Origin of the sequence: Cupriavidus sp. NPDC089707 (assembly GCF_044748965.1) — a bacterium.
Lineage (GTDB): Bacteria > Pseudomonadota > Gammaproteobacteria > Burkholderiales > Burkholderiaceae > Cupriavidus.
This window is the reverse complement of the sequence record NZ_JBIVHB010000021.1, coordinates 26,493-49,749: the sequence shown is the minus strand read 5'-3', so window position 1 is coordinate 49,749 and position 23,257 is coordinate 26,493. Positions and strand designations below refer to the sequence as shown.

The 23,257-nt window shown below is 67.0% G+C and carries 20 protein-coding genes and 1 pseudogene; 7 read left to right on the top strand and 14 right to left on the bottom strand.

Annotated elements, in window-relative coordinates; all coding sequences use genetic code 11:
- Positions 1-11 precede the first annotated feature (11 nt).
- The 5 genes from ACIP1U_RS25650 to ACIP1U_RS25630 form a co-directional block, all read right to left on the bottom strand.
- A complete protein-coding gene (locus ACIP1U_RS25650) occupies positions 12-233 on the bottom strand; it encodes a phenol hydroxylase subunit (RefSeq protein ID WP_400321099.1) in 222 nt (73 codons plus the stop codon).
- A gap of 828 nt (positions 234-1,061) precedes the next feature.
- Complete coding sequence (poxR, locus tag ACIP1U_RS25645; RefSeq protein WP_400321097.1) at positions 1,062-2,765, bottom strand: phenol degradation transcriptional regulator PoxR; 1,704 nt, start codon at positions 2,763-2,765, stop codon at positions 1,062-1,064.
- A 124-nt stretch (positions 2,766-2,889) separates the two neighbouring features.
- Positions 2,890-3,648 carry an enoyl-CoA hydratase/isomerase family protein gene (locus tag ACIP1U_RS25640; RefSeq protein ID WP_400321094.1) on the bottom strand — a complete coding sequence of 253 codons (759 nt, stop codon included), beginning with the start codon at positions 3,646-3,648 and terminating at the stop codon, positions 2,890-2,892.
- Positions 3,649-3,651: 3 nt separating this feature from the next.
- Positions 3,652-4,422: a glutathione S-transferase family protein gene (locus ACIP1U_RS25635; protein WP_400321092.1), complete on the bottom strand. Its 771-nt coding sequence runs from the start codon at positions 4,420-4,422 to the stop codon at positions 3,652-3,654.
- A 14-nt stretch (positions 4,423-4,436) separates the two neighbouring features.
- Positions 4,437-5,417 carry a quinone oxidoreductase family protein gene (locus ACIP1U_RS25630; RefSeq protein WP_400321089.1) on the bottom strand — a complete coding sequence of 327 codons (981 nt, stop codon included), beginning with the start codon at positions 5,415-5,417 and terminating at the stop codon, positions 4,437-4,439.
- 211 nt (positions 5,418-5,628) lie between these two features.
- On the opposite strand from ACIP1U_RS25630, the gene ACIP1U_RS25625 reads away from it, so the two are divergent.
- The gene (locus tag ACIP1U_RS25625; RefSeq protein ID WP_400321088.1) at positions 5,629-6,840 is read left to right on the top strand and encodes a CaiB/BaiF CoA transferase family protein; all 1,212 of its coding nucleotides are present in this window, start codon (positions 5,629-5,631) and stop codon (positions 6,838-6,840) included.
- Positions 6,841-6,877: 37 nt separating this feature from the next.
- On the top strand, positions 6,878-7,864 hold the full coding sequence (locus ACIP1U_RS25620; RefSeq protein WP_400321085.1) for a Bug family tripartite tricarboxylate transporter substrate binding protein: 987 nt from the start codon (positions 6,878-6,880) through the stop codon (positions 7,862-7,864).
- A gap of 14 nt (positions 7,865-7,878) precedes the next feature.
- Here the strand turns inward: ACIP1U_RS25620 and ACIP1U_RS25615 are convergent, their stop codons facing one another.
- The 5 genes and pseudogenes from ACIP1U_RS25615 to ACIP1U_RS25595 all read right to left on the bottom strand — a co-directional run bounded on the left by ACIP1U_RS25615 (position 7,879) and on the right by ACIP1U_RS25595 (position 13,315).
- Positions 7,879-8,565: a GntR family transcriptional regulator gene (locus ACIP1U_RS25615; RefSeq protein ID WP_400321082.1), complete on the bottom strand. Its 687-nt coding sequence runs from the start codon at positions 8,563-8,565 to the stop codon at positions 7,879-7,881.
- Positions 8,566-8,710: 145 nt separating this feature from the next.
- Positions 8,711-9,913, bottom strand: a pseudogene (locus tag ACIP1U_RS25610) (catalase); the annotation flags it as partial.
- A gap of 80 nt (positions 9,914-9,993) precedes the next feature.
- Positions 9,994-11,496, bottom strand: coding sequence for a tripartite tricarboxylate transporter permease (locus ACIP1U_RS25605; protein WP_400321079.1), 1,503 nt, complete (start codon positions 11,494-11,496; stop codon positions 9,994-9,996).
- A gap of 10 nt (positions 11,497-11,506) precedes the next feature.
- Positions 11,507-11,968, bottom strand: coding sequence for a tripartite tricarboxylate transporter TctB family protein (locus ACIP1U_RS25600; RefSeq protein ID WP_400321076.1), 462 nt, complete (start codon positions 11,966-11,968; stop codon positions 11,507-11,509).
- A gap of 363 nt (positions 11,969-12,331) precedes the next feature.
- A complete protein-coding gene (locus tag ACIP1U_RS25595; protein ID WP_400321073.1) occupies positions 12,332-13,315 on the bottom strand; it encodes an aliphatic sulfonate ABC transporter substrate-binding protein in 984 nt (327 codons plus the stop codon).
- Positions 13,316-13,466: 151 nt separating this feature from the next.
- Here ACIP1U_RS25595 and ACIP1U_RS25590 point away from each other — a divergent pair, with 151 nt between their 5' ends.
- The gene (locus tag ACIP1U_RS25590; protein WP_400321070.1) at positions 13,467-13,829 is read left to right on the top strand and encodes a glyoxalase superfamily protein; all 363 of its coding nucleotides are present in this window, start codon (positions 13,467-13,469) and stop codon (positions 13,827-13,829) included.
- Between the two features lie 24 nt (positions 13,830-13,853).
- Here ACIP1U_RS25590 and ACIP1U_RS25585 read toward each other — a convergent pair whose 3' ends face one another.
- The 3 genes from ACIP1U_RS25585 to ACIP1U_RS25575 all read right to left on the bottom strand — a co-directional run bounded on the left by ACIP1U_RS25585 (position 13,854) and on the right by ACIP1U_RS25575 (position 16,744).
- A complete protein-coding gene (locus tag ACIP1U_RS25585) occupies positions 13,854-15,110 on the bottom strand; it encodes a serine protease (protein WP_400321067.1) in 1,257 nt (418 codons plus the stop codon).
- Between the two features lie 63 nt (positions 15,111-15,173).
- Positions 15,174-15,632, bottom strand: coding sequence for a hypothetical protein (locus ACIP1U_RS25580; protein WP_400321065.1), 459 nt, complete (start codon positions 15,630-15,632; stop codon positions 15,174-15,176).
- A gap of 302 nt (positions 15,633-15,934) precedes the next feature.
- Positions 15,935-16,744, bottom strand: a complete 810-nt coding sequence (locus ACIP1U_RS25575) for an IclR family transcriptional regulator (protein ID WP_400321062.1) — start codon at positions 16,742-16,744, stop codon at positions 15,935-15,937.
- Between the two features lie 238 nt (positions 16,745-16,982).
- Here ACIP1U_RS25575 and ACIP1U_RS25570 point away from each other — a divergent pair, with 238 nt between their 5' ends.
- The 4 genes from ACIP1U_RS25570 (at position 16,983) to ACIP1U_RS25555 (ending at position 22,301) form a co-directional block, all read left to right on the top strand.
- A complete protein-coding gene (locus ACIP1U_RS25570; protein WP_400321238.1) occupies positions 16,983-17,960 on the top strand; it encodes a Bug family tripartite tricarboxylate transporter substrate binding protein in 978 nt (325 codons plus the stop codon).
- A 29-nt stretch (positions 17,961-17,989) separates the two neighbouring features.
- Positions 17,990-19,189: a CaiB/BaiF CoA transferase family protein gene (locus ACIP1U_RS25565; RefSeq protein WP_400321059.1), complete on the top strand. Its 1,200-nt coding sequence runs from the start codon at positions 17,990-17,992 to the stop codon at positions 19,187-19,189.
- Positions 19,186-20,073, top strand: a complete 888-nt coding sequence (locus ACIP1U_RS25560; protein ID WP_400321056.1) for a citryl-CoA lyase — start codon at positions 19,186-19,188, stop codon at positions 20,071-20,073. The genes ACIP1U_RS25565 and ACIP1U_RS25560 overlap by 4 nt, the downstream gene beginning before the upstream one ends.
- A gap of 218 nt (positions 20,074-20,291) precedes the next feature.
- On the top strand, positions 20,292-22,301 hold the full coding sequence (locus ACIP1U_RS25555; protein ID WP_400321053.1) for an alkaline phosphatase D family protein: 2,010 nt from the start codon (positions 20,292-20,294) through the stop codon (positions 22,299-22,301).
- Between the two features lie 45 nt (positions 22,302-22,346).
- On the opposite strand, the gene ACIP1U_RS25550 is transcribed toward ACIP1U_RS25555, so the two are convergent.
- The gene (locus ACIP1U_RS25550) at positions 22,347-23,144 is read right to left on the bottom strand and encodes a DNA-binding transcriptional regulator (protein ID WP_400321050.1); all 798 of its coding nucleotides are present in this window, start codon (positions 23,142-23,144) and stop codon (positions 22,347-22,349) included.
- Positions 23,145-23,257 lie beyond the last annotated feature (113 nt).

Here is a 23,257-nt window from a genome sequence, read left to right as displayed (position 1 = left end):
GTGTTGCTTTGTCAGTCTTCGTCTTGCTGCGGGGCTTCTGTCAGCGGCGGCAGGAAGCGCACGCGGTTGACGCAGCAGAAGGCTTCGAACATCGGCTCGGGCATGATCAGTTCGACGTTCAGGTCGGGGTCGGCCACGCTGAAGGCGAATTGCACGAAGCCTTCGGGCGTACGGTTTTCGACGCGGACGTAGCGAGGCGTGGCTTCGAACAGAGGGACCGATGGGGCGGTCATGGCAGGCTCCTTCGCAGTGGCTTGGGTGCGGGGCTTACTGCGAAGACCGTGCCAAGGGCTTTAAAGCGCGGTGGGATAAGGGATTGCGGGGATGGGGGTGGATTGCGTCAGCGTTAACCCGCAAGCGCTGGCATTGTGGCAATCGATCGATTGATCAAGCTGTGGGGAGTGTTTGATCAAATGATCAAAAGCCGCCTGGGGTGGGCGTTTGCGGGTAGCGGAGGAAAGTCGGCTTATTTACCTTGCGGCGCAGCAGCGAGGTGCGGGCGATTGCGGCTAACAGTCTGATGTAGTGATGGAAATTCGACTGCGCGGTGCAGCATTGCGCTGCCGCTTAGGCTGGGGGCTGGGATTGGGGATGGATCAAATGGTGAAGCTGGTGTGGGGTTATCCCTTTCGGCTTTGCATCTGGCGGACATTTGATATGCCCGGTTCCGCCCTGAAGGGCGGGTAACTCTTTGTCCGAGCGACAAAGAGTCACCAGAAAGCGCGTTTGCTGCCCCGGGCGGGCGGCCACTTTTATCGTAGTGGGCGGCGGCTTTCGTGCGGGGCTGGGCTTCGTTGCAAGGCAGGACTGCCTGCCGCACGGGTGCACTACGGTGGCTGCGGGTTGACGCGGTGATTGAACGAGCCCAGAGGGTTGGTGGCCCCTGCTGCTGGCGGCAAGGCAGGAACGCCTTCGGCTGCGCGGCGCGCGGGTCCTGGTTGGTCTGCCAGTCCTGGCGACAGGGCGATCGGCTCCGAAAGTCTTGGCTCGGCCCCTTTAGGGCGGAACCGGGCATATCAAATATCCATCAGATAAAAAGCCGCAGGCAAACAAGAAAAGAGTCAATTCCCCCCTCTTCTCATCTTCCACCGATAAGCCAACTGCGGCCGCGTAATCCCTAACAACCGCGCCGCCTGGCTCATATTCCCATCGGTCCGCTGCATCGCCGCCTCCATCAACACAGTCTCCACATCCCCCAGCGCCAGCTGCTGCTCCGACAACTGGTCAAGCAGCGCATGCACAGCCGCCTCACGCAGTTCTGGCAAAGTCCCGCCAGCGCCAAGGCGTGGTGCGGTATCCACCGGCGGCGCAGCGCTGGCGGGCAGGAACAGATGATCGGCACCGATCTGACCACCGTTGCTGGCAAGGATCACCCCCCGCTCAATCACGTTCTCCAACTCCCGTACATTCCCCGGCCAGTCATAGCGCCGCAACTCGGCCAATGCCCGATCCGTAATGCCGAGAATGCGCTTGCCATGCCGCGCCCCATAGCGCGCCACAAAGCGTTCCGCCAACAAACGAATATCATCCAGCCGCTCTCGCAACGGCGGAATCGTCACCGGATACACGTTGAGCCGGTAATACAAATCCTTGCGGAAGGTGCCTTCCTTGACCGCCTGCGCGAGATCGACGTTGGTTGCAGCCACCAGCCGCACATCGACCTTGCGCGACCCCGAGCCGCCCACGCGCTCGACTTCCCCCTCCTGCAGCACCCGCAACAGCTTGGACTGCGCCGATGCCGACAACTCCCCCAGCTCGTCCAAAAACAGCGTGCCGCCGTGCGCGCGCTCGAAGCGGCCGGGCCGCGACTGGTGCGCGCCCGTAAAGGCGCCCTTCTCCACACCGAACAGTTCAGACTCGATCAGCTCATCGGGAATCGCTGCGCAGTTGACAGCGATGAAGGGCTTGTCGGCACGGCCGCTGACACTGTGCAGCGCCTGCGCAAAACGCTCCTTGCCAACACCGGTCTCCCCCAGCAGCAGCACCGTCACGTTGCTCGCTGCGGCGCGCTGCAGCAGGTTCCATGCAGCACGGAAGCCGGGCGAACTGCCGACCAGATCGGCCGGGGTCGCGCGCGTTTCCTGCAGCGCGCGCAGGTTTTCGACCTCGCTCTGCAGCGCCATGATGGTTTCGATCACGGGATCCGGCTGGTACAGCGCCAGCACCTGCTGGCCGTCTTCCCAGGCCTCGACCGGCTTGCCGACGATGCGGCAGTGCGCATGGCCGCAGGCAATGCATTCCACCTCGCGATAAAGGATGGTGCGGCCCATCAGCGCCGAGGTGTAGCCGGTGGCATAGCCGATCTGCATCCAGCATGCGGGCTCGTCGACGATGCCGAACAGTTGCCGGTGGACGTCGCCCTCGAACGAGTCTTCCCAGAGGAATTCGCCGTCGTAGATGCCGGCGGCAATATCGATATCGACCTTGACCGGCGTGACGCGGACCACGCCTTCGATGGTGTGCAGGCACGGTCCGATCTCGAGCTGCCCGAAATCGCTCTGGCCGGCGCGCAGCTTCTTCGCAACTTCGGCATCGCGCATGCCGGAATGGAAGCCCATGCGCATGAACAGGCCGCGCGCGCGCTCCATGCCCATGGTGTCCACCAGTTCCTTGCGCAGCGCGCCAAGCGCCGCGGTGTGGATCAGGATCATGCGCTGCTCGTCGAGCCAGATCGCGCCTTCCTCCATGGCAAAGCGCAGGCGGCGGGCAAGGTCGGCCAGCCCAGCGCGCATGGTGGCCGAGAACTTGTCGGTTGAACTGCTCATTGTCTCCCCTCTGTGGCGGCGGGTAGCCCGCTCGCGTGTGCCGTTTCACCGGCATCGCTTGCACATTATGTGCCAAAGGCAAAGGGGATCTTCTAGTGGGTTTCCCTTGGAGAAACGGCCGTGCTCAGGTGCCGGTGAAGCGCGGCGGGCGCTTCTCCTGCCATGCCAGCGCGCCTTCGCGGATGTCTTGCGACTGGGTGGCGCGGCGGATGTCCTCGGCCAGCGCCGCAGCATCCAGCGCGCCGCGGCCAATCGCATTCAGGTGCCGCTTCATTCCCTGTACCGCCAGCGGCGCCAGCCCGGCCACCGTGGCGCTGAGCTGTTCGGCACGCTCGCGCAGGCGCTCGGCCGGCAGCAGCTCGGTAAGAAAGCCACAGCGCAGCATCTCCTCGGCATCGAGGCGCTCGGCGGTCAGGAACAGGCGCTTGGCGTAGTTCAGGCCCAGGCGGCTGACATAGCGCTCCATGCCGCGCTGGTAGAAATGCAGGCCGAGCCGCGCGGCCGGCATGAACATGTCCACCACGTCGGTGCCGAGCCGGAAGTCGCAAGCCAGCGCCAGGTCGGTGCCGCCACCGTAGACGCCGCCGTGGATCTCGGCAATGGTGACGGCGCGGCAGTCTTCCAGCGCGTTGACCATCGGCTCGAAGCCGATGCCGCGCTCGCCCGCGGCGAGCTTGCCGATATCGAAGCCGCTGCAGAAATACTTGCCGTTGCTGCGCAGCCGCAGCACGCGCGCGTCGCTGCCGTTGACCACCTCGATATGCCGCAGCAGCGCGGCCAGGTCATCCGGGCCGAGCCGGTTGGCCACCTCGGGGCGGCGCAGGGTGATGGTGGCGACATGGCCTGCCAGGTCGAGCGCGGGAAGGGAATCGTCGGTGTGCATCGGTCAAGCTCCGTGGTTGTGTCCGTGGTTGTTTCCATGCCCGTCAGCGCGGCTGGCCAGCGCGGCATCGAAGCGCTCCAGCCGCGCACTGGCATAGGCAGGCCGCGCCTGCACGCGCTGCCACCATGCCGACACGACAGGCGCGCCCAGCGCCTGCGGGGCCAGCTCGGCAATGCGCGCGGCAAAGGGGATGGCGGCAATGTCGGCGAGCGTGTATTGCGCGCCCAAAAGCCAGTCGCCGTCGGCGAGCATGGCTTCCATGCGCGGCACCAGCGCGAGCAACTGGTCCAGCGCCGCGCCCTTTTCCTCGGCGGTATAGGGACGCCGCGCGATACGCAGCCACGCCTCGCGGCGCTCGGGCGTGGGGATGCGCGCGAGGCGCTCGGCCAGCGCCGTATCGCTCCACTGCGCTGCCACCGGCTGCAACGCCAGGCTCCAGTTCAAGACCAGCAGATGGGGCAGCAGCTTCTCGTCGGTCCAGCGCACGAAATTACGCATCACGGCGCGCTGGTAGGGATCGACCGGCCGCAATGGCGGCTGCGGCTGGATCTCGTCGAGGTATTCGCAGATGGTGCTGCTTTCATGCAGGAAGCGGCCGTCTTCCAGCACCAGCGCCGGCACCACGCCGTTCGGGTTCATCGCCAGGAACGCGGGCGTGTGATGCTCCTGCGCCGCGAGGTCGACCGGGACGCTGTCGTAGTCGATGCCCTTCTCGGCCAGGCACAGGCGCACGCGGCGCGAAGCGCTCGACAGCCAGCCGTGGAACAGCTTCATCCGCGCGGCGCCGGTCATGGCACCAGCACGGCCGAGCCGGTAGTGGCGCGGCCTTCCAGGTCGCGATGCGCGTCGCGGACCGCGCTGAGCGGGTAGCGCCGGTCGACCGACAGGCGCAGGTGCCCGGCTTCGACCGCCTTGAACAGCGTTGCCGCGGCGCCGGCCAGTGCCTGCGGCGTGGCGATATACGTGCGCAGCGTGGGCCGCGACACCAGCAGCGAGCGCGCGTGCAGCAACTGCAGGTCAAAGGCCTCGACATCGCCCGAGGCAGTGCCGTAGTTGATCGCCATGCCGCACGGGCGCAGGCATTGCAACGACGGCACGAATACGTCCTTGCCGACCGCGTCGTAGACCACGGCCACGCCGGCGCCGGCGGTCAGCGCCAGCACGGCGGCAACGAAGTCGGTCTCGCGGTAATTGACCACATGGTGGCAACCATGCGCCAGCGCCACTTCGCGCTTGGCCTCGCTGCCAACGGTGCCGATCACCGTCGCGCCAAGCGCGCGCGCCCATTGCGAGAGCAGCACGCCCATGCCGCCAGCCGCGGCGTGGACCAGCACCGTATCGCCCGGCTTCACGGCGTAGAGGCGGTGCAGCAGGTATTCGGCGGTCAGGCCGCGCAGCAGCGTGGCGCCCGCGACGTCTTCCGGCATGGCATCCGGCAGCGGCACGATGCGGCCGGCCGGGACGTTGCGCGTCACCTGGTAGGCGCCGGGGTGCATGCACGCCACGCGCTGGCCCACGCTGATGCCTTCCACGCCGGCGCCGACGGCGGTCACCTCGCCGGCGCCGACCGAGCCCAGCGTCACCGGAAACGGCGCCGGCGCATGCGGGCCATGCGCGCCCTTGCGCTGGTAGATGTCGGCGAAGTTCAGGCCGATGGCGGACTGGCGCAACTGGACTTCGCCGGGGCCGGGCGCCGCGACGGGAATCTGGCAAAACGCGAGGACATCAGGTCCGCCATGTGAATTTATACAAACTGAGTCTGTCAGCATACAAAACTCTCGACGAAAGGTGTTGTAGTGCGCATGGCGAACGCCGCAGCTCGCGAAAATTGCTGCACTAGTTGCATTCTGGCCACTTACCCGGGGGAATTTCCTGAGCAGGCTAACGCAATCCTGCCCTCCGCGCATCATGGAAACTCCGTATACGTATTTTTTATCGTTGTATTTGTATACTTAAGGCAGATTCCACCAAGGATTTGCCATGACGCCACCTTCCCCCGGCCCCGCCGCAGACCTGCCGCTGTCCGGCATCACCGTGCTGGACCTGTCCATCGCCCGCGCCGGCCCGGCCGCGGTACGCCTGCTGTCCGACTGGGGCGCCGACGTGATCCGTGTCGAACCGCCGCCGCCGCAGGACCGCGGCTCGGTCACCGGGCGCCGCCGCGGCTCGGATGAGCAGAACCTGCACCGCAACAAGCGCAGCCTGTGCCTGGACCTGAAGACGCCGCAGGGCACCGAGGTGCTGGCGCGGCTGGTGCGGCAGGCCGACGTGGTGGTGGAAAACTTCCGCGCCGTGGTCAAGGAGCGGCTCGGCCTGACCTACGAGCGCCTCAGCGCGATCAATCCGCGCGTGATCCTGGCGAGCATCTCGGGCTTTGGCCAGGACGGCCCGTATTGCGAGCGGCCGGGACTCGACCAGATCGTGCAGGGCATGTCCGGCCTGAGTTCGGTCACCGGTGTGCCGGGCCAGGGACCGCTGCGCGTGGGCATTGCCATCTCCGACACCACCGCGGGCATGTTCCTGGGACAGGGCATCTTGCTCGCGCTGTTGCAGCGCCAGCGCAGCGGCCGGGGCCAGTGGGTCCACACCTCGCTGATCGAAGGCATGCTCAACAAACTGGACTTTCAGGGCGCGCGCTACACCGTTGACGGTGAAGTGCCGACGCCGCAAGGCAACGCGCATCCGACGCTGGTGCCAATGGGCACCTATCGCTGCCGCGATGGCGTGGTCAATATCGCCGCCAGCACTGACCGCATGTGGAGCAACTTCTGCCGCGCGCTCGAAGCCGGCTGGCTGCTGGACGATCCCGCCTTCCAGACCGCCGCGGGCCGCGCCGCCGAGCGGCACCGGCTGGACGAGGCCATCGGCCGCTGCACCGCCGGCTTCAGCGCGGCGGAGTTGACCACGCGGCTGAACGCCGCCGGCGTGCCGTGCGGCCCGGTGTTCGATATCGGCCAGGCCTTTGAAGACGCGCAGGTGCGGCATCTGCGCATGACCCGCCCGGCCGAGCACCCGGTGCTGGGCCAGTTGGATCTGCTGCGCTCGCCGATCAACCTGTCGGCGGCGCCGCACCCCGAGCGCTTTGCCCGCGCCGCGCCCGATCCCGGCGAGCACACTGACGAGATCCTGCGCGGCCTGGGCTACGACGCCGCCGCGGTGGCGGCGCTGCGCGCGGCCAGCGTGGCCGCCTGAATGGCGGGCCGCTGCCCACAACAACGAGGAGACAACGATGAAATACCTTTTCGCCCGGGCTGGCCGCGCTGCAGCGACTGCAGCAGTCGCTGCGCTGACCGCCTTGCCCGGCGTAGCCGCGGCGCAGGACTACCCCAGCCGCCCGATCCGGCTGCTGGTCGGCTACACCCCCGCCGGCGCCGCCGACTTTGTCGCGCGCATGTTCGGCGAAGCGCTGTCGAAGGAGCTTGGCCAGACCGTGCTGGTCGACAACAAACCCGGCGCCGGCAGCACGCTGGCCTCGGCCGCGCTGGCACAGGCCGCACCGGACGGCTATACGCTGGGGCTCGCCACGGCGACGCTGTATGGCATCGACCAGCAGTTGTACAAGGCACGCTACAAGTCGACCGACTTCACCCCGATCACGCGGCTGACCGTGTCGCCGCTGATCCTGGCGGTCAACAAGAACCTGAACGTCGCCGACGTCAAGGCGCTGGTGGACAGGGCGAAAGCACAGCCGGGCAAGTTCAACTACTCGTCGTCCGGCATCGGCGGCTCGCCGCATATCGCCGGGCTGCAGTTCGAGAAGGCGACCGGCGTGCGCATGACGCACGTGCCGTACAAGGGCGGCGCGCCGGCGCTGCAGGCAGTGGCAGCGGGCGAGGTGGAGCTGTCGTTCGGCACCGCGTCGTCGGTGCTGCCGATGGGAACGCAGGGGATCGTGAAGATGATCGGCGTGACCACGCCCCAGCCCTCGGCGGTGGCGCCGGGGCTGCCGGCGCTGGCGCAGGCCGGCCTGCCCGGATTTGAGTTCACGTTCTGGTTCGGGCTGTATGGGCCGGCGGGCCTGCCGGCGGAGATCCGCGACAAGCTGTTCGCGGCGGCGACCAAGGTGATGGCCGATCCGCAGCTGCGCGCCAAACTGGCATCGAACGGCAGCGAGGTGTCGACCTCGGCGTCGCCGGCGGAATTCGGCAAATGGGCCGGCGCGGACGGCAAGTCGGCGCTGGAGCGGATCGTCCAGGCCGGCGTGAAGCTCGACTGAACAGGCAGCCGTCCCTAGCGCCGCGCGCGCTTGCTGCCGGCTTCGTCGCCGGGCATGGACGCAATCATGTCGGCATAGACATCGCCGCCGGTGGCGATATGGCGCACCATCGCCGCGGCGGCTTCTTCTTCGCTGCCGCGCTCGATCGCTGCCATCACGGCCTGGTGCTCCTCAAGCGAGGCCAGGATGCGCGCCGGCTTTTCGAAGCGCAGGTCCCGCATGCCGCGCATCCGTGCGCGCATGGTGCGGATCTGCCGCGACAGGATGTCGTTGCAGCAGGCCTCGTAGATGACGTCGTGGAAAGCGTCGTTGGCTGCACGGTAGCGCTCGGAATCGGCTTCCCCGGCCGCGGCGCGGCAGGCGGCCAGCGCTTCCTGCATGGCGCTTCGCTGCGCCGGCGAGATGCGGCGCGCCGCCAGCCGCGCGGCCAGCGCCTCGAGCTGCACCAGGATCTCGTTCATGGCGACATACTCGCGCAGCGTGATCGACGACACGATCGCGCCCTGGCGCGGCACCAGGTCGACCAGCCCGGCCGACTCCAGCTGGATCAGCGCCTCGCGCACCGGCGTGCGCGACACGCCGAAGCGCGCCAGCAATTGCTGCTCTTCCAGTTGCGTGCCGCTGGGCAGTTTCCCCGAAAGAATCTCCTGCTCGATTGCGGCGCGGATGGTGTCGGACAGGCTTTTCTTTTCTTCGGGCATGGACTGCGAAGGCGATGGAACACGGCGATGGAACAAGGCGATGGCGTGATTCTACCGCGCCCTGCGTATTCATTGATGCCCGTTGTGTGCACAAGGCATGCGAAACAACGCCGGCCCGCGACGGCCGGCGCTGTATTTGCAGGCCCTACGCCAGCATTCGCACCTGCGGCTCGCGATCCCACTGCCGTGTCTTGGCCGCCGCGATAAAGCGCGTTGTATCGCCGGCCGGCACGGCCCCGTTATCGGGCTTGAGGTTGGCCTGCGCCGGCAGCGCGTCGCCGCCGTCATCGGCCGCGATGGCCTTCAGGTGCGCGTAGGCAAAGCAGACGAAGTCCAGTGCCGCGCTTTCCTGCGCCAGCTGCGCCGCGCCGTCGGCGGACAATACCACCGCCACCGCATCGAACATCACAGACGGGGTACCGGCGAGCTGGCCGTCGGCGGCCAGCCCGGTGCCGTCGGCCAGCACCGCACCGCCGACCCTGGGCGCGACGATCTTGACCGTGGCGCCGTCGGCGATGGCTGCCTGCCGGATGGATTCGACGGTGGCGCCATCCGAGCCATCGGCAACCAGGATGCCAACCTCGCGCCCCTGCAGCGTGTCTTTCATGCGGCCGATGATCTGCAGCGCAGGCGACGGCGGCAGGTCCTGCACCGGCACGGCGGACGGCAGCGGATCGGGCAGCTGGTCCAGCGCCAGGCCATCGGCGACGCGCTGGCCCAGGTCGTCGTCGATATTGCGCAGGTGCGCCACCATGCGCTCGCACACGTGCATGTGCTCGACCTTGGACAACTCGAATACCAGCGCCGAGGCGATATGCGCCTGCTCGGCGCGCGTCTGGCTGCGATAGAACATGCGCGCCTGGCTGTAATGATCGGCAAAGCTCTCGGCGCGGATGCGACCCTTGTCGCCCTGCTCGGGCACCCGCGCGCTGGGGAAGCCCAGCCCGGGCGCCTCGCGCGGGGATGCGTCATCGAGCGAACTGGGCTCATAGGCCACGCGTCCGCGCGGCTGCACCATCTGCAGATGACCATCGCGCTGGTGGTGGGCGAACGGGCACTTGGGTGCGTTGACCGGGATCTGGTGGAAGTTCGGCGAGCCCAGCCGCAGCAGCTGTGTGTCGAGATAGGAGAACAAGCGCCCCTGCAGCAGCGGAACGTTGGAGAAGTCCACCCCCGGCAAGGTATTGGCCGGGCAAAACGCCACCTGTTCGGTCTCGGCAAAGAAGTTGTCGGGCCAGCGGTCGAGCACCATGCGGCCGATGATCTTCAGCGGCACCGTCTCTTCCGGGATGATCTTGGTGGGGTCGAGATGGTCGAACGGGAATTTTGCCGCGTCGTCCTCGGTGAAGCCTTCCGATACTGGGCAAAAAAAACCGGCACGCAGGCGGCGATGCCTGCGTGCCGGTTGAGGAAAGGCCTGACCGCTGCCTATTCCTCCTGGAAAGCCTCCTCCCGCTTGGCCTTGATCGACGGCAGCGCCACCACCGCCACCAGCGCGGCGGCGGCCACCAGCAGACCCAGCGACAGCGGCCGCGTGGTGAACACCGAGAAATCGCCGCGCGACAGCAGCAAGGTACGGCGGAAGTTCTCCTCCATCATCGGCCCGAGCACGAAGCCCAGCAGCAGCGGCGCGGGTTCGCAGCGCAGCTTGTGGAAGATGTAGCCGATCAGGCCACAAGCGGCCGCGGCGAAAACATCGAACACCGTGTTGTTGACCGAATAGACGCCGATGCTGCAGAACACCAGGATCGCCGGATAGAGGAAGCGGTACGGCACGGTCAGCAGCTTGACCCAGATGCCGATCAGCGGCAGGTTCAGCACCACCAGCATCAGGTTGCCGATCCACATCGAGGCGATCAGGCCCCAGAACAGCGCGGGGTTGCTGGTCATCACCTGCGGCCCCGGCTGGATGTTGTGGATGGTCATCGCACCGACCATCAGCGCCATCACCGCATTGGGCGGGATGCCCAGCGTCAGCAGCGGAATGAACGACGTCTGCGCCGCGGCATTGTTGGCCGACTCCGGCCCCGCCACGCCTTCGATCGCACCCTTGCCGAATTCCTGCGGATACTTCGATGTCTTCTTCTCCAGCGAATACGCGGCGAAGGATGCCAGCGACGCGCCACCGCCCGGCAGGATACCCAGCGACGAGCCCAGCACGGTGCCGCGCAGCACGGCCGGGATCATGCGCCTGAAGTCCTCCTTGTTCGGGAACAGGCCGGTGACGCGGTCGGTAAAGGTCTCGCGGTGCTCCTTCTGCTCCAGGTTGGCGATGATCTCGGCAAACCCGAACAGGCCCATCGCGAGCGCGGTGATGCTGATGCCATCGGTCAGTTCCGGCACATCGAAGGAGAAGCGCGCTGCGCCCGAGTTCACGTCGGTGCCGACCAGCCCCAACAGCAGCCCCAGCACGATCATCGCCACCGCCTTGACCAGCGAGCCCGACGCCAGCACCACCGCGCCGATCAGCCCGAGCACCATCAGGGAGAAATATTCGGCGGGACCGAACTTGAATGCCAGCTCCGACAGCGGCGTGGCGAATGCGGCCAGGATCAGCGTGGCCACGCTGCCGGCGAAGAACGAGCCGATGCCCGCCGTGGCGAGCGCCACGCCCGCCCGGCCGCGCCGCGCCATCTGGTAGCCGTCCAGCGTGGTCACCACCGCCGACGACTCGCCCGGCAGGTTGACCAGGATGGCGGTGGTCGAGCCACCGTACTGCGCGCCGTAGTAGATGCCGGCCAGCATGATCAGCGCGGCCACCGGCGGCAGCGTATAGGTGATCGGCAGCAGCATGGCGATGGTAGCCAGCGGCCCCAGGCCCGGCAGCACGCCGATCAGCGTGCCGAGCACGCAGCCGAGGAAGGCATAGGCAAGGTTCTGCAGCGACAGCGCAGTGGAGAACCCGAGTGCGAGATGACTGAGCAGTTCCATCGGGTGCCTCCTAGTTGGTGAAGATCGCCGGCCACACCGGCATCTGCAGGTTGATGCCGTAGACAAAGGCGACCGTGCTGATCGCCACCAGCACCGCCGCGTTCAGGATGGCGCCCTTCCACGTGAACTCGTGGCTGGCCATCGACGACACCAGCACCAGGGCCAGCACCGACAGCACCATGCCGAGCGGCTTGAGCACGAGGCCGAACAGCACGACCGAGCCGAGAATCCACAGCAGCGTCTTGATGTCCCAGCGTGCCATGCTATCGGCCTTGCCTTCTTTCGACATGGCGCCGAACGCCACCACGGCGCCGAGCAGCGCCAGCATGATGCCGAGCCAGAACGGGAAATATCCAGGGCCCATCCGGGCAGCGGTGCCCATGGTGTAGCCACGGGCGATATAAGAAAAACTGAGGCCGACGACGACGAACATCAGGCCGGAAAGGAAGTCGGTTTGTTTGCGTATGCGCATGCAGGATCCTTGAAGCTGGGGGCGACAGAAGGCGCCAACGTGGTGGCGCCTGCTTCTGGATCCCGAACAATACATCATGTCATGATATATTTTTCCGCGTCCAAGGGTTATTCCTTAGAAATCGGGCAGCACGGCAGTCGCTTACGGCACGTCAGCGATCGCCATTACGCCGAGACAATGAAGACACGGAGACGCGTGCGGACCGCAGCCGTCAGGCCGGCGACTGCAGCGAAGGAGAAGCAGGAAGACGCGCGTGAAAGCGTGAAAAAGCAGCGCAGGCACCCGCGTTGAGCGCGGGTGCCTGCAAAGTGATGGGCTGATGCGAAGAGTGCGGCTGCGCGCGGACAGCGCAGCCGGAAGACGTCAAGCCTTGCGCCAGACCGGCGAACCGGAGATCGCGACCTTGCGCGGCAGGATCTGCTGCGCGGTGAAGGCATCGGCGATGCGTTGCTGCTCGGCCAGCGCCGCGCCGTCGACGGTGCGCACCGCGTAGCTGCGACGCGCGTTGGCAGCCTCGACCGTGGCCGCATCCAGCCCGATCAGCGGCGCATGCCAGCGCGCGGCCTCGGCCGGATTGCGCTTGACCCACTCGCCGGCGTCGCGCAGCGCGTCGAAGACCACGTTGAGCACGTCTGCGTGCGCACGCGCATACGGCGTGGCGGCCAGGTAGAAGCGGCGGTAACTGGCCAGCCCGTCGCCATCGCGCAGCACGCGCGCATTGGCCTGGCGCTGCACCGCGGCCAGGAACGGGTCCCAGATCGCCCACCCGGCCACGCTGCCGCGCTCGAAGGCCGCGCGCGCGTCGGCCGGGCTCAGGTACACCGGGTCGATATCGCGGATCGACAGGCCGGCGCGCGCCAGCGCTTCCAGCACCAGGTAGTGCGCGCCAGCGCCCTTGGCAAACGCGACGCGCTGGCCCTTGAGCTGCGCCACTTCGCGGATCGGCGAATCGCCGCGCACGACGATGGCCTGCGCCTGCGGCGAGGGCGTCTCGCTGGCGTAATAAGTCAGGTCCGCGCCCGCAGCCAGCGCAAACGGCGGCACCGCATCGGCCACGTCGGCGCTAAGGTCGAGATTGCCGACGTTGAGCGCCTCCAGCAGCGGCAGGCCAGATGTGAATTCGTACCACTGCACTGCCACGCTCTTCGGTGCCAGCGCTTTCTCCAGCGTCTGCCGCGACTTCAGCAGGATCATCAGCGTGGAGGACTTCTGGTAGCCGATGCGCAGCGGCGCCGGCTGGCCCTGCGCACGGACCGCGCCGGTCCATGCGCCGGCCGCCGCGGCAACGCCCGCTGCGGCTGTGGCCGCGAGCAACTGGCGGCGGCGGGCGTTGTATCGGGGATTCATGGCGGCACTCCGGGCAATGGCAAAGAGGACCAGCATAGTCACGGGCGAGGCGCAAGCCAACGAACAATGTCGCGCAAGCTTATGCATCCTGCGCGGATCGGCAAGGATGGCGCTATGATCCGGCCACCCCTTTATTGACGAGGCCACTGCCATGCAACTGTCTCCTGCCATCCCGATCCTGCGCATCTTCTCGGTCGACAAGGCCCGCGAGTTCTACCTGGATTTCCTCGGCTTCACGGTGGACTGGGAGCATCGCTTCGAAGAGGGATTCCCCTTGTACATGCAGGTCAGGCGCTCCGGCCTGACGCTGCACCTGAGCGAGCACTACGGCGACGCCACGCCCGGATCGACGGTGTTCGTGCCGATGCAGGACATCGATGCGCTGCACCGCGAGCTGGCGGCGAAGGACTATGCGTATGCGCGCCCCGGAATCGAGACGCTCGGCTGGGGAAGGCAGCTGCAGGTAGCGGATCCGTTCGGCAACCGGTTGCGTTTCTGCGAGCTGTCGGAATAGGCGCGGGCCTGCCGCCGGCCGCCTTCAGTCGAGCCTATGCGCCGCCAACTCCAGCTTTTCGCTGACCCGCTCATAGCGCGTAACGAAGTCCGCCGTGAAGAGCACCACGCGGCCGAGCTCCGGCGCATACCACACGACAGCCTTGTACGGGACCGAGCCGCTTCCGCTGGAGCCAAAGCCATAGAAGGGGCGCTGCATGAAACCGTCGTAGGTAATGCGAATAGCGCGATACGCGCCGGCGGCGACGCGGATGGTCGATTCACCGGTCGCCACGCCATCGAACTGGGTCTCGAAGCCCGTACCCGCCTGGCGGTAGGACACCCGCCAACGCTTGCCCACCGTCAGGTTGGCCGGCACCCAGCCGCCCGGCGGCGCGACCGCGTCAAACTCGCCACCTGCCGGCGCGGCAATGCTGTCGACGCGGCCGTCCATGTATTCGATACGGCCGCCCTGGTTGAAAATCACACGATCGTTCTCAATCCGATCGATGCGATACCGCACTTCCTGGCGCTTGCCGGTCAGGTTGTCGGTCAGCTGGTAGCGCCATTCCTCGCCGACGCGAGGTGAACCCGGGCTGGCGGTAACCGGGGCGGCGGCCGCCGCAGCAGCAGGCTGCGCAGCGGTTGGTGCCGCGGGACGGTAGCTCGCCAGCGCTACCGCGCCGCGCGCCCGGATCTCCGGAATCCACGACGCAGGCACTGCCGCCTGGCGCGGTTGGGCTGGCGCAGCCGTGCCGACCAGGATGCCGACCAACCGCCCTCCCTCGTCGAACAGGCCGCCGCCGGCAGCGGCATCCTCTGGCGCGACCGATGCCTCGATGCGGTCTAGCTTGCCGTTGGCACCGGCTTGCAGCCCCGCCACGGTCGCCTCGCGCAAGCTCACCGCGGTGCCTGCGGCTGCGGCCGCGAAAACCTTCTGCCCGAATCCCGGCGCCGCCCCGGACGCGATCTGCACGGCCGGGGCGGGCAGGTTCGGCACCCTTAGCAGGCACAGGCCGCGCTCCACGTCGGGCGCATCCAGCGTGGCACCGTAGCTGACGTTATCGCGCCGCACCGCGATCGAACGCGCGCCGGCCAGCACCTGGCACGCGGTCACCACTTGCCCCGGCCCGATCACAACGCCCGAACCCGCGCCCATTGGTGCCTCCTGCTGGCCATAGGTGCGCACGGCAAAGACGCTCGGGGACACGTTGGCGAGCAACTGGTCTGGCCCCATTGCCATGCCAGGCGTGGCAACGGAGCAAAGCAGGCCGATAGCGAAAGGCAGGTAACGTAGGCGCATGGAACTGGCAGGGAAACGAAGCAGCAAAGAAGGCGATGAAAGGCGAGCTGGCATCAGCGAACGTCAGCGTGGCGGCAACAGATAGCGCAGGTCGTCCATGGCCACCGGCTGCGCGCCGCGGGCGCCGGCCTGCACGGCCACACGCGGCTCCGCGGGCGAGGACGAGGACGAAGCCGGTACATTGGCGGTAGCGCCAGGCGAGCCGGACGACGGGCCGGGATCCGGTGCCGCCGGCGTGCTCGCGGCCACGTCGCGTGCATGGATCACGCCAGTCTCGCCCATGCCCACGCGGATCAGTTCCGGGTAGTCATAGGCAGCGCCGGACGAGGCGTCCACTGCCACACCGATCGCGCCGCCAAACAGGATATTGCCGAACGCCAGCGCCTTGGTGGCCGACACCACCGTGGCCTGGCCGGTATCCATGCCTTCCTTGTCGCAGCGAACCACCAGGTCGCCGTAAGCCCGGCTGACAGTCACTGTGCCGGGCGTGGTCACGTGGAAGGTGCCTTTGCTGTTCACCATCTCGCAGCGGGCGCCAGCGACAGGACGCTGGGACTGGTGGGTTTCGACAGAGACGACCTGGGTAGTGCCGCCCACGATGGACGCACAACCGCTCGCCAGGCAGGTGCTGGCGAGGACCATTGACAAAGTTGACCGCATGTTCCCCGGGGTTTCGATTTCTATGGCTCTTGTTCTTGTGCCTGAGGTCTTGCGGACCGCAGGTGGCCGCTAATGTAGCGTGTGGGTATGCATCGGGGTGCCCCTGCTTTGGTGGGGTAGCCGCCTCTTGGGCCCTTTTGGCCATGCGCCTGGCCTGCAGTCGTCTAGCCTGTCTCCCGCGGATCCATGGCACCGCTGGCCATGACCTGCTCCATGCTCAGCTGCGCGATGCATTGATCGTAGCGGGCGCCATTGCCGCCCAGCACCGCGGTGGCCTGCCGCGCGACCTTGAGCAGCGTTGCCACCGCCGCGTACATCGTCGGCGCCGCGGCAAGCCGCTGCTTCGGGCCCGACAAGGTCAGCGCGCCCACCAGTTCGCCGGTGGCGCCGAACACCGGCACCGATGCCGAGGCGGTCTCGGCATCGCGCTCGCCGTACGACGCCGCCCATAGCCGCGCCCGCACCTCGCTCCATCGCTCGTCGCCGGGTTCGGTGAAGGCGCGCAGCAGTTTGCCCGAGGCGCCGCGGTCGATCGGGAAGGCATCGCCGACGCCGATGGAGACGCGCACCGCGCGCGCCGGCTCGACGCGGTAAAGCACGAGGCGCTGGTCGCCCTGGCGCACGTAGAACGATGAGGTTTCGCCCAGCTCGCGGCTGACCTGCTCCAGCAGCGGCTCGATCACCGGGCCGACGCGGAACGAGCGCTGGTAGATCGCCGCCAGCCGCAGCGGCTGCGGTCCGATCGCGTACTGCCCGTCATCGAGCTTGCGGATATAGCCGCCATGCTCCAGCGCCGCCAGCAGGCGCAGCACGGTGCTCTTGTAAAGGTCGGTGCGGCGCGACAGCTCTGTCAGCGACAGGCGCTCGTCGGTCGGCCCGAAGGCGCCGAGGATGGCGAAGGCGCGGTCCAGCACGGCGACGCCGCTGGAGGTATCGGGGACGCCGGCGGGTTGGGCGGGTTGCTTGTCTTCCATGATGCGAAGCGGCCAAAGTTCTGTCTAGTAGAACACACGTTCGATGGTTTTTCGAAATTCTCGGGTATACCCGGATTAGTTTCGCTCCATTTCGGCTCTAAAGTTCTTTTCAATAGAACTTAGTTCTATCTGAAAGAACAAACCGATGCCGTCGCGCCGCCACCAGGCATAACGGCAGCACCAGTCAGGAGACCCGATGACCCGCCGATCCCTTCCTTCCTCGATGCTTGCAAAGCCGATGCGCGCCCTGGCGCGCGCCGTTGCCTGCTGCGCGCTGCCAGCGCTGCTGGCCGCAGGCACTGGCGTCGCCCATGCCACCGACGCCTATCCCGCGCAGCCAGTCCGCCTGATCGTGCCCTTCCCGCCGGCCGGCGGCACCGACGTGCTGTCGCGGCTGGTCTTCAACAAGATCGGCATGGCGACCAAGTGGAACGTGGTGGTGGAGAACCGCGCGGGCGCGGGCGGAAATATCGGCATGGATGGCGTGGCCAAGGCCAGGCCCGATGGCTATACCCTGGGCATGGGGCAGACCGCCAACCTGGCGATCAATCCGTCGCTGTATCCGAAGATGCCCTACAACGCGCTGAAGGACTTCGCCCCGGTGGCACTGGTGGCGACGCAGCCGGTGGTGCTGATCGTGCGCAACGATGCCCCTTACAAGACAGTCGCCGACCTGGTTGCCGCGGCCAAGGCGAAGCAGCTGTCGATGGCATCTGCCGGCACCGGTACGGTCGGGCATCTGACCGGCGAGATGTTCGCGCGGCGCGCCGGCATCAAGATGCTGCATGTGCCCTACAAGGGCGCCTCGCCGGCGCTGACCGACCTGATGGGCGGGCAGACCGATTTCTATTTCGCCACGCCGCCGATCGCCATGCCGATGATCAAGGCCGGCAAGATCCGGGCGCTGGCGGTGACGTCGGCCAAACGGCTGCCGTTGCTGTCCGCCGTGCCTACCGTTGCGGAGTCGGGCTACGCCGGCTTCCAGGCGGAAGACTGGAAGGCGCTGGTGGCGCCTGCCGGCACGCCGCCCGAAGTGGTGGCGCGGCTGAATGCCGAGGTCAACAAGGCGCTGGCGCAAGCCGACACCGCCAGCAAGCTGCGTGAAGAAGGCAGCGAGCCGCGCGGCGGCACCGCCAAAGAGCTCGGCGCCTTTATCCAGAGCGAGAACACGCGCTGGGGCGAGATCGTGCGCCAGTCCGGCGCCCGCGTCGAGTAGTCGAATAACGGATCAAACACACCAACACCATGCAAAAACCCCTGCGCAACATCCGCGTGCTGGACCTCACCAACGTGCTGGCCGGGCCTTTCTGCTGCCACCAGCTGGCCCACCTGGGCGCCGAGGTCATCAAGGTGGAAACGCCGGGTACCGGCGACCTGGCGCGACAGTTGGGCGCGGATGCCGCGCTGAACCAGCGCCTGATGGGCGTCTCCTTCCTCGCGCAGAACCCGGGCAAGCAGTCCGTGACCATCAACCTCAAGCACACGCGCGGCAAGGAAGTGTTCCGCAAGCTGGTGCGCAGCGCCGACGTGGTGGTGGAGAACTTCCGCCCCGGCGTGATGGACCGGCTTGGCCTCGGCTACGAAACGCTCAGGCAGGAGAACCCGCGGCTGATCTACTGCGCGATCTCCGGCTTCGGCCAGGACGGGCCGCTGGCGGAATTGCCGGCGTATGACCAGATCATCCAGGGCATGTCGGGCGTGATGAGCATCACCGGCGATCCGGAGACAGCGCCCTATCGCGTCGGCTATCCGGTGTCCGACACCATTGGCGGACTGACCGCCGCGTTTGCCGTGGCGGCGTCGCTGGCGGACCACCAGCGCATCGAGGGCTATTTCATCGACGTATCGATGCTGGAAGCCACGCTGGCCACGATGGGCTGGGTGGTCTCCAATCACCTGATCGCCGGCAAGGCCCCGGTGCCGATGGGCAACGAGAACATGACCGCGAGCCCGTCGGGCACCTTCCGCACCGGCGACGGGCTGCTCAATATCGCCGCCAACAAGCAGGAGCAGTTCGAAGCCGTGTGCCGCGTGGTCGGCCGTCCCGAACTGGCTGGCGATGCGCGCTTCGCGCAGCGGCAGGCGCGCCTGGCCAATCGTGCGGCACTGACCGAAGCGCTGGAAGCCGAGCTGGCAACGAGGCCCGCCACCGAATGGTGGCCGCTGCTGAACGCCGCCGGTGTCCCCGCCGGCCCGGTGCTCAATGTGCCCGACACGCTGGCGCATCCGCAGGTGCGCGACCGCGGCATGATCGGCGAATTTCCCGAAGTGCCGGGCGTGGGCCGAGACATCCGCGTGCTACGCACCGGCTTCAAGCTCAACCGCGAGGCGCCGGCGGTGGACACGCCACCGCCGGAACTGGGCCAGCACACGCGCCAGGTGCTGGAAAACCTGGGCTACAGCAACACGGACATCGACCAACTCAGCCAGGAGCGCGCAATATGAGCGGCATCGGCCAACACACCAACCCCGCCGAACACGACATGGATCCGGGCCAGCGCCTGTCGCAGGACTGGTGGCACACCGGCATCATCGACATGAAGCCCGGCGAGATCCGCTACCGCGGCTATCCCATCGAGCAGCTGACCGGCCGCGTCTCGTTCGCGCAGATGATCTGGCTGATGCTGCGCGGCGAACTGCCGGGGCCGGGCCAGGGAGAGTTGCTTGACGCGGCGCTGGTGGCCGCCGTCGACCACGGCCCGCAAGCACCGAGCATTGCCATCGCGCGCATGGCGGCGACCTGCGGCGTAGGGCTGAACAATGCGATGGCGTCGGCGGTCAACGTGCTGGGCGACGTGCATGGCGGCGCGGGCGAACAGGCGGTGGCGCTCTACGAGGATGTCGCCGCGCGCATCGACGCCGGCAGCAGCATGGACGATGCCGTCGCCGCGGCGCTGCATGGCTATTGCGACCTGCATGGCAAGTTCGTTTCGGGCTTTGGCCACCGCTTCCATCCGGTCGATCCCCGCGCGCCACGACTACTTGCGCTGGTGGAACAAGCCGCTGCCGATGGCGTCGTCACCGGACGCTATGCGTCGATCGCGCGCGCGATCGAGCAGGCACTGTCCGCTGGACGCAGCAAAGCCATCCCGATGAATATCGATGGCGCCACCGCCGTAATCTATGCCGAGCTCGGCTTTCCCGCCCCGCTGGCGCGCGGCCTGTTCTGCCTGTCGCGTTCGGTTGGCATTCTCGCGCACGCATGGGAGCAGACCTGCCAGGGCGGGCGCAACAAGGGACCGATCCCGCGCCAGTTCCTGTGGACCTATGACGGCGCGCCGCAGCGCGACGTGCCTAAGAACCCATTTCATAATGAAAAGGGTTCTTAGCCAGTCATTGACGAATCATCGCTGGCAAGGCCGAGCACAATGTGTCGCGGCACCAGTCATCCTTTTCCTATCTCGATGTCGGCGCTTGACCGACAGCGAAGACAGAAGCCGGCCACTAGTATCCATGCAACAAGCAGTCCCGCCTCCCACAAAAAACTGATGCCCTCCGGCGTCCGGGCTGCGGCTGCGCTCCGCAACCCGAGAGAAGGAGAGCGATCATGGATCGACGCCAGTTCCTGAAGTGGGGAAGTTTCATGACCGTCACGATCGCCACCGGCGGACTGACTGCCTGCGGGGGCGGCGGCGACGATGAGCCCGATACCGGCAATCCGGAAAATTTCAATTTCGTACACGGCGTCGCCTCGGGGGACCCCCGGCCTGACAGCGTGGTCGTGTGGACCCGCGTCGAAGGCAACAACGGCAAGCGGCCCGTGGTGGTGCGCCTGCAAGTCTCGACCCAGCAGGATTTCCCGCCGCAATCGCTGCTGGTCAACGAGCCGTTGATGGCCCGTCCGGAATGGGACTACACCATTCGCAACAAGGTCACGGGCCTGACCGCCGGCACTCGCTATTACTACCGCTTCCTGCTCGGCAACCGCCCAAGCACCGTGGGGCGCACGCGCACCGCCGCTGCGGCCGGCACGCCGCTGCCGCAGCTGCGCTTTGCCTTTGTCAGCTGCCAGGACTGGAACGCCAACCACTGGGCCGGCATGGAAGAACTGGCGCAGCAGGATCTCGATTTCATCGTCCACGTGGGCGACTACATCTACGAAGCCGTTCCCGGCGGCGCGCGCGCCGGCCTGGTGGAAGACCGCCACGCCGCGCTGCAGCTGCCCAACGGCACGGTGCTGCCGGATGGCAGCGTCTACGCCACCACGCTCGACGACTACCGCTACCTGTACCGCAGCTACCGCAGCGATACGCGCTTGCAGGCGCTGCACGCGGCCTTCCCGATGATCGCGATCTGGGACGACCATGAGTTTTCGGACAACTGCTGGCAGGACCGCCAGACCTACGACTCGGACGACGACCTGTCCCCGCGCACCGCGCGCCGGCGCGCCGCCAGCCAGGCGTGGTTCGAATACCTGCCCGCCGACGTCAGCCTCGACACCAGCAACCCGTCGTTCCAGAACATCCAGATCTACCGCGCCTTTACCTTCGGCAACCTGGCCACGCTGCTGATGACCGACGAGCGCCTGTACCGCGCCGACCACATCATCCCGGAGGAATCCACCGGCCGCGCCGTCGGCAGCCTGTACTTCGTGCCCGCCGGGACGCTGGCCGCCACCGAGGCGCAGAAGATCAGCGACGCCGGCAATGCGCTGACGCCGGTATCGATGCTCGGCGACACGCAGCGCGCCTGGTGGCAGGACCGCGTGGGCGGCGCCAATACCGCGTGGAAGCTGTGGGGCAACCAGCTGTCGCTGCTGCGCATGCAGGTCGACATCACCAAGGCCGTCGCCGACCTGATCGCGCGGGCGCTGGTGCAGGCCAACAGCGCGCTGTCATCGCTGCAATCGGCCATCGCCAGCGCGCTGGAAAGCGACCTGGCCGCGGCCAAGGCGGCTGGCACCTATGCCAACCTGGCGTACGCCGCACTGCGCAACGTGCTGTCGCAGGCCGGCATCGATGCGGCCGCCTTCGATGCCAACATCCGGCCGCTGATCGAAAGCCGGCTGCCGGCGATCGCGCTGCTCGACCGCTTTATCCTCAATGCCGACCAGTGGGATGGTTTCAACGCCGAACGCAAGAACCTGATGGCGTTCCTGAAGAACAACGGCGTGCGCAACGTGGTGGCACTGAGTGGGGACATCCATGGGTTCGTCTGCGGGCAGGTGATGGACGACTACGATGCGGCGTCGCCCACGCCGGTGATGGTCGACCTGGTCACGGCTGGGTTGTCGAGCAATACGCTGCTGAGCTCGTTCCGAGCCATCGTCGACAACGACCAGGCATTTGCCGCGTTGCGCGAGCTGGTCTACAGCGAAGTAGGCGGGGTGCTCGTGAATGCGTTCGACAACACGCTGCGCGCCTTCAATTCGTGGATCCGGCACGCCGACACCAACGCGGAAGGGTATTCGCTGGTGACGCTGACGCCGGACAAGCTCAGTTGCACGCTCCATACGCTGAAGGCCGTCAGCGATGGCGTCGCGCCGGCGCTGCCGGCGACTGCGAGCACGCGAGTGCTTGAAGTGGCAGCAGGCACGGCGGATGTGAACGTGCTGTAGCGGGATGGGTGCGGTGGGCGACTATTCGGCTGCGGCGCCGTCCGCTCAGGCAGCCAGACCCGCCGCGATCTTGCCCGCAATGCTCGTCAGCGGCGCCACGAACTTCGCTTCCGCCTCGGCCGGCTTGAGCGCGCGCGACAGGTAGACCACGTTCAGGCTGCCGAGCACGCGCTCCCCCGCACGCAACGGCACGGCGATGGCGCTGATATTGCGCTGCTCGCTCCAGTCGCCATGATTGGTGCTGAAGCCGTCCTGCCGCACGCGCTTCACCAGGTTCTGCACGAACTGCGCATCGCTGGCGAGCGCGGTCTGGCGCTCGCCGCCGGCACCGGCGCGCAGCATCGCGACGATGCTCTCCTGCTCGGCCTCGGTGCAGTTGGCAAAGTAGGCGCGCCCCGACGCCGTCAGCAGCATCGGCAGCCGCCGCCCGACCATGGCGCGGTGGAACGACAGCGGACTGAAGCGGTGCGTGGTCTCGCGGATGATCATCGCGTCGCCGTCGGGCGTGGTCAGGTCAGAGGGCCACACCACCTGCTGCAGCAGTTCACCCATCAGCGGGGCGGCGGTGGTGGCGATCCACTCGTCGTCGGTAAAGCCTTCGCTGAGCGCGCGTACCAGCAGCGTCAGGCGGAAGGTGTCGTCAGACTCGCTGCGCCGGACGAAGCCCTGCGCCACCAGCGTCTCCAGCAGGCGCCGCACCGTGGTGCGGTGCAGACCCGTCTCCTGCGCCAGTTGCTGGGCCGTTGCGCGCCCGCTTTCCATGCGGTTCAGCGCCCGCAGCACATCCAGGCCACGCGTCAGACCCCTGACATTGGCGTAAATGGCATCGCGCTCCAGCGACATAAAAAATCCTTTTAAATCAATGCCGTGCATTCCTTGCACAGTTTGCACATTTTTTTTCCCCAGAGCAACGCGGTCTCTAGACTTCCGTGCAAAGCAAGCCCCCCGAATGCAGG

Bases quoted from the DNA above. Each gene is read 5' to 3' on its own strand.
- ACIP1U_RS25560 (WP_400321056.1), top strand. From the start codon at position 19,186: ATGAGCGGCATCGGCCAACACACCAACCCCGCCGAACACGACATGGAT.
- ACIP1U_RS25650 (WP_400321099.1), bottom strand. From the start codon at position 233: ATGACCGCCCCATCGGTCCCTCTGTTCGAAGCCACGCCTCGCTACGTC.
- ACIP1U_RS25575 (WP_400321062.1), bottom strand. From the start codon at position 16,744: ATGGAAGACAAGCAACCCGCCCAACCCGCCGGCGTCCCCGATACCTCC.
- ACIP1U_RS25620 (WP_400321085.1), top strand. From the start codon at position 6,878: ATGAAATACCTTTTCGCCCGGGCTGGCCGCGCTGCAGCGACTGCAGCA.
- ACIP1U_RS25570 (WP_400321238.1), top strand. From the start codon at position 16,983: ATGCGCGCCCTGGCGCGCGCCGTTGCCTGCTGCGCGCTGCCAGCGCTG.
- ACIP1U_RS25585 (WP_400321067.1), bottom strand. From the start codon at position 15,110: ATGCGCCTACGTTACCTGCCTTTCGCTATCGGCCTGCTTTGCTCCGTT.
- ACIP1U_RS25580 (WP_400321065.1), bottom strand. From the start codon at position 15,632: ATGGTGAACAGCAAAGGCACCTTCCACGTGACCACGCCCGGCACAGTG.
- ACIP1U_RS25630 (WP_400321089.1), bottom strand. From the start codon at position 5,417: ATGCTGACAGACTCAGTTTGTATAAATTCACATGGCGGACCTGATGTC.
- ACIP1U_RS25640 (WP_400321094.1), bottom strand. From the start codon at position 3,648: ATGCACACCGACGATTCCCTTCCCGCGCTCGACCTGGCAGGCCATGTC.
- poxR (WP_400321097.1), bottom strand. From the start codon at position 2,765: ATGAGCAGTTCAACCGACAAGTTCTCGGCCACCATGCGCGCTGGGCTG.
- ACIP1U_RS25605 (WP_400321079.1), bottom strand. From the start codon at position 11,496: ATGGAACTGCTCAGTCATCTCGCACTCGGGTTCTCCACTGCGCTGTCG.
- ACIP1U_RS25550 (WP_400321050.1), bottom strand. From the start codon at position 23,144: ATGTCGCTGGAGCGCGATGCCATTTACGCCAATGTCAGGGGTCTGACG.
- ACIP1U_RS25595 (WP_400321073.1), bottom strand. From the start codon at position 13,315: ATGAATCCCCGATACAACGCCCGCCGCCGCCAGTTGCTCGCGGCCACA.
- ACIP1U_RS25635 (WP_400321092.1), bottom strand. From the start codon at position 4,422: ATGAAGCTGTTCCACGGCTGGCTGTCGAGCGCTTCGCGCCGCGTGCGC.
- ACIP1U_RS25555 (WP_400321053.1), top strand. From the start codon at position 20,292: ATGGATCGACGCCAGTTCCTGAAGTGGGGAAGTTTCATGACCGTCACG.
- ACIP1U_RS25615 (WP_400321082.1), bottom strand. From the start codon at position 8,565: ATGCCCGAAGAAAAGAAAAGCCTGTCCGACACCATCCGCGCCGCAATC.
- ACIP1U_RS25565 (WP_400321059.1), top strand. From the start codon at position 17,990: ATGCAAAAACCCCTGCGCAACATCCGCGTGCTGGACCTCACCAACGTG.
- ACIP1U_RS25625 (WP_400321088.1), top strand. From the start codon at position 5,629: ATGACGCCACCTTCCCCCGGCCCCGCCGCAGACCTGCCGCTGTCCGGC.
- ACIP1U_RS25600 (WP_400321076.1), bottom strand. From the start codon at position 11,968: ATGCGCATACGCAAACAAACCGACTTCCTTTCCGGCCTGATGTTCGTC.
- ACIP1U_RS25590 (WP_400321070.1), top strand. From the start codon at position 13,467: ATGCAACTGTCTCCTGCCATCCCGATCCTGCGCATCTTCTCGGTCGAC.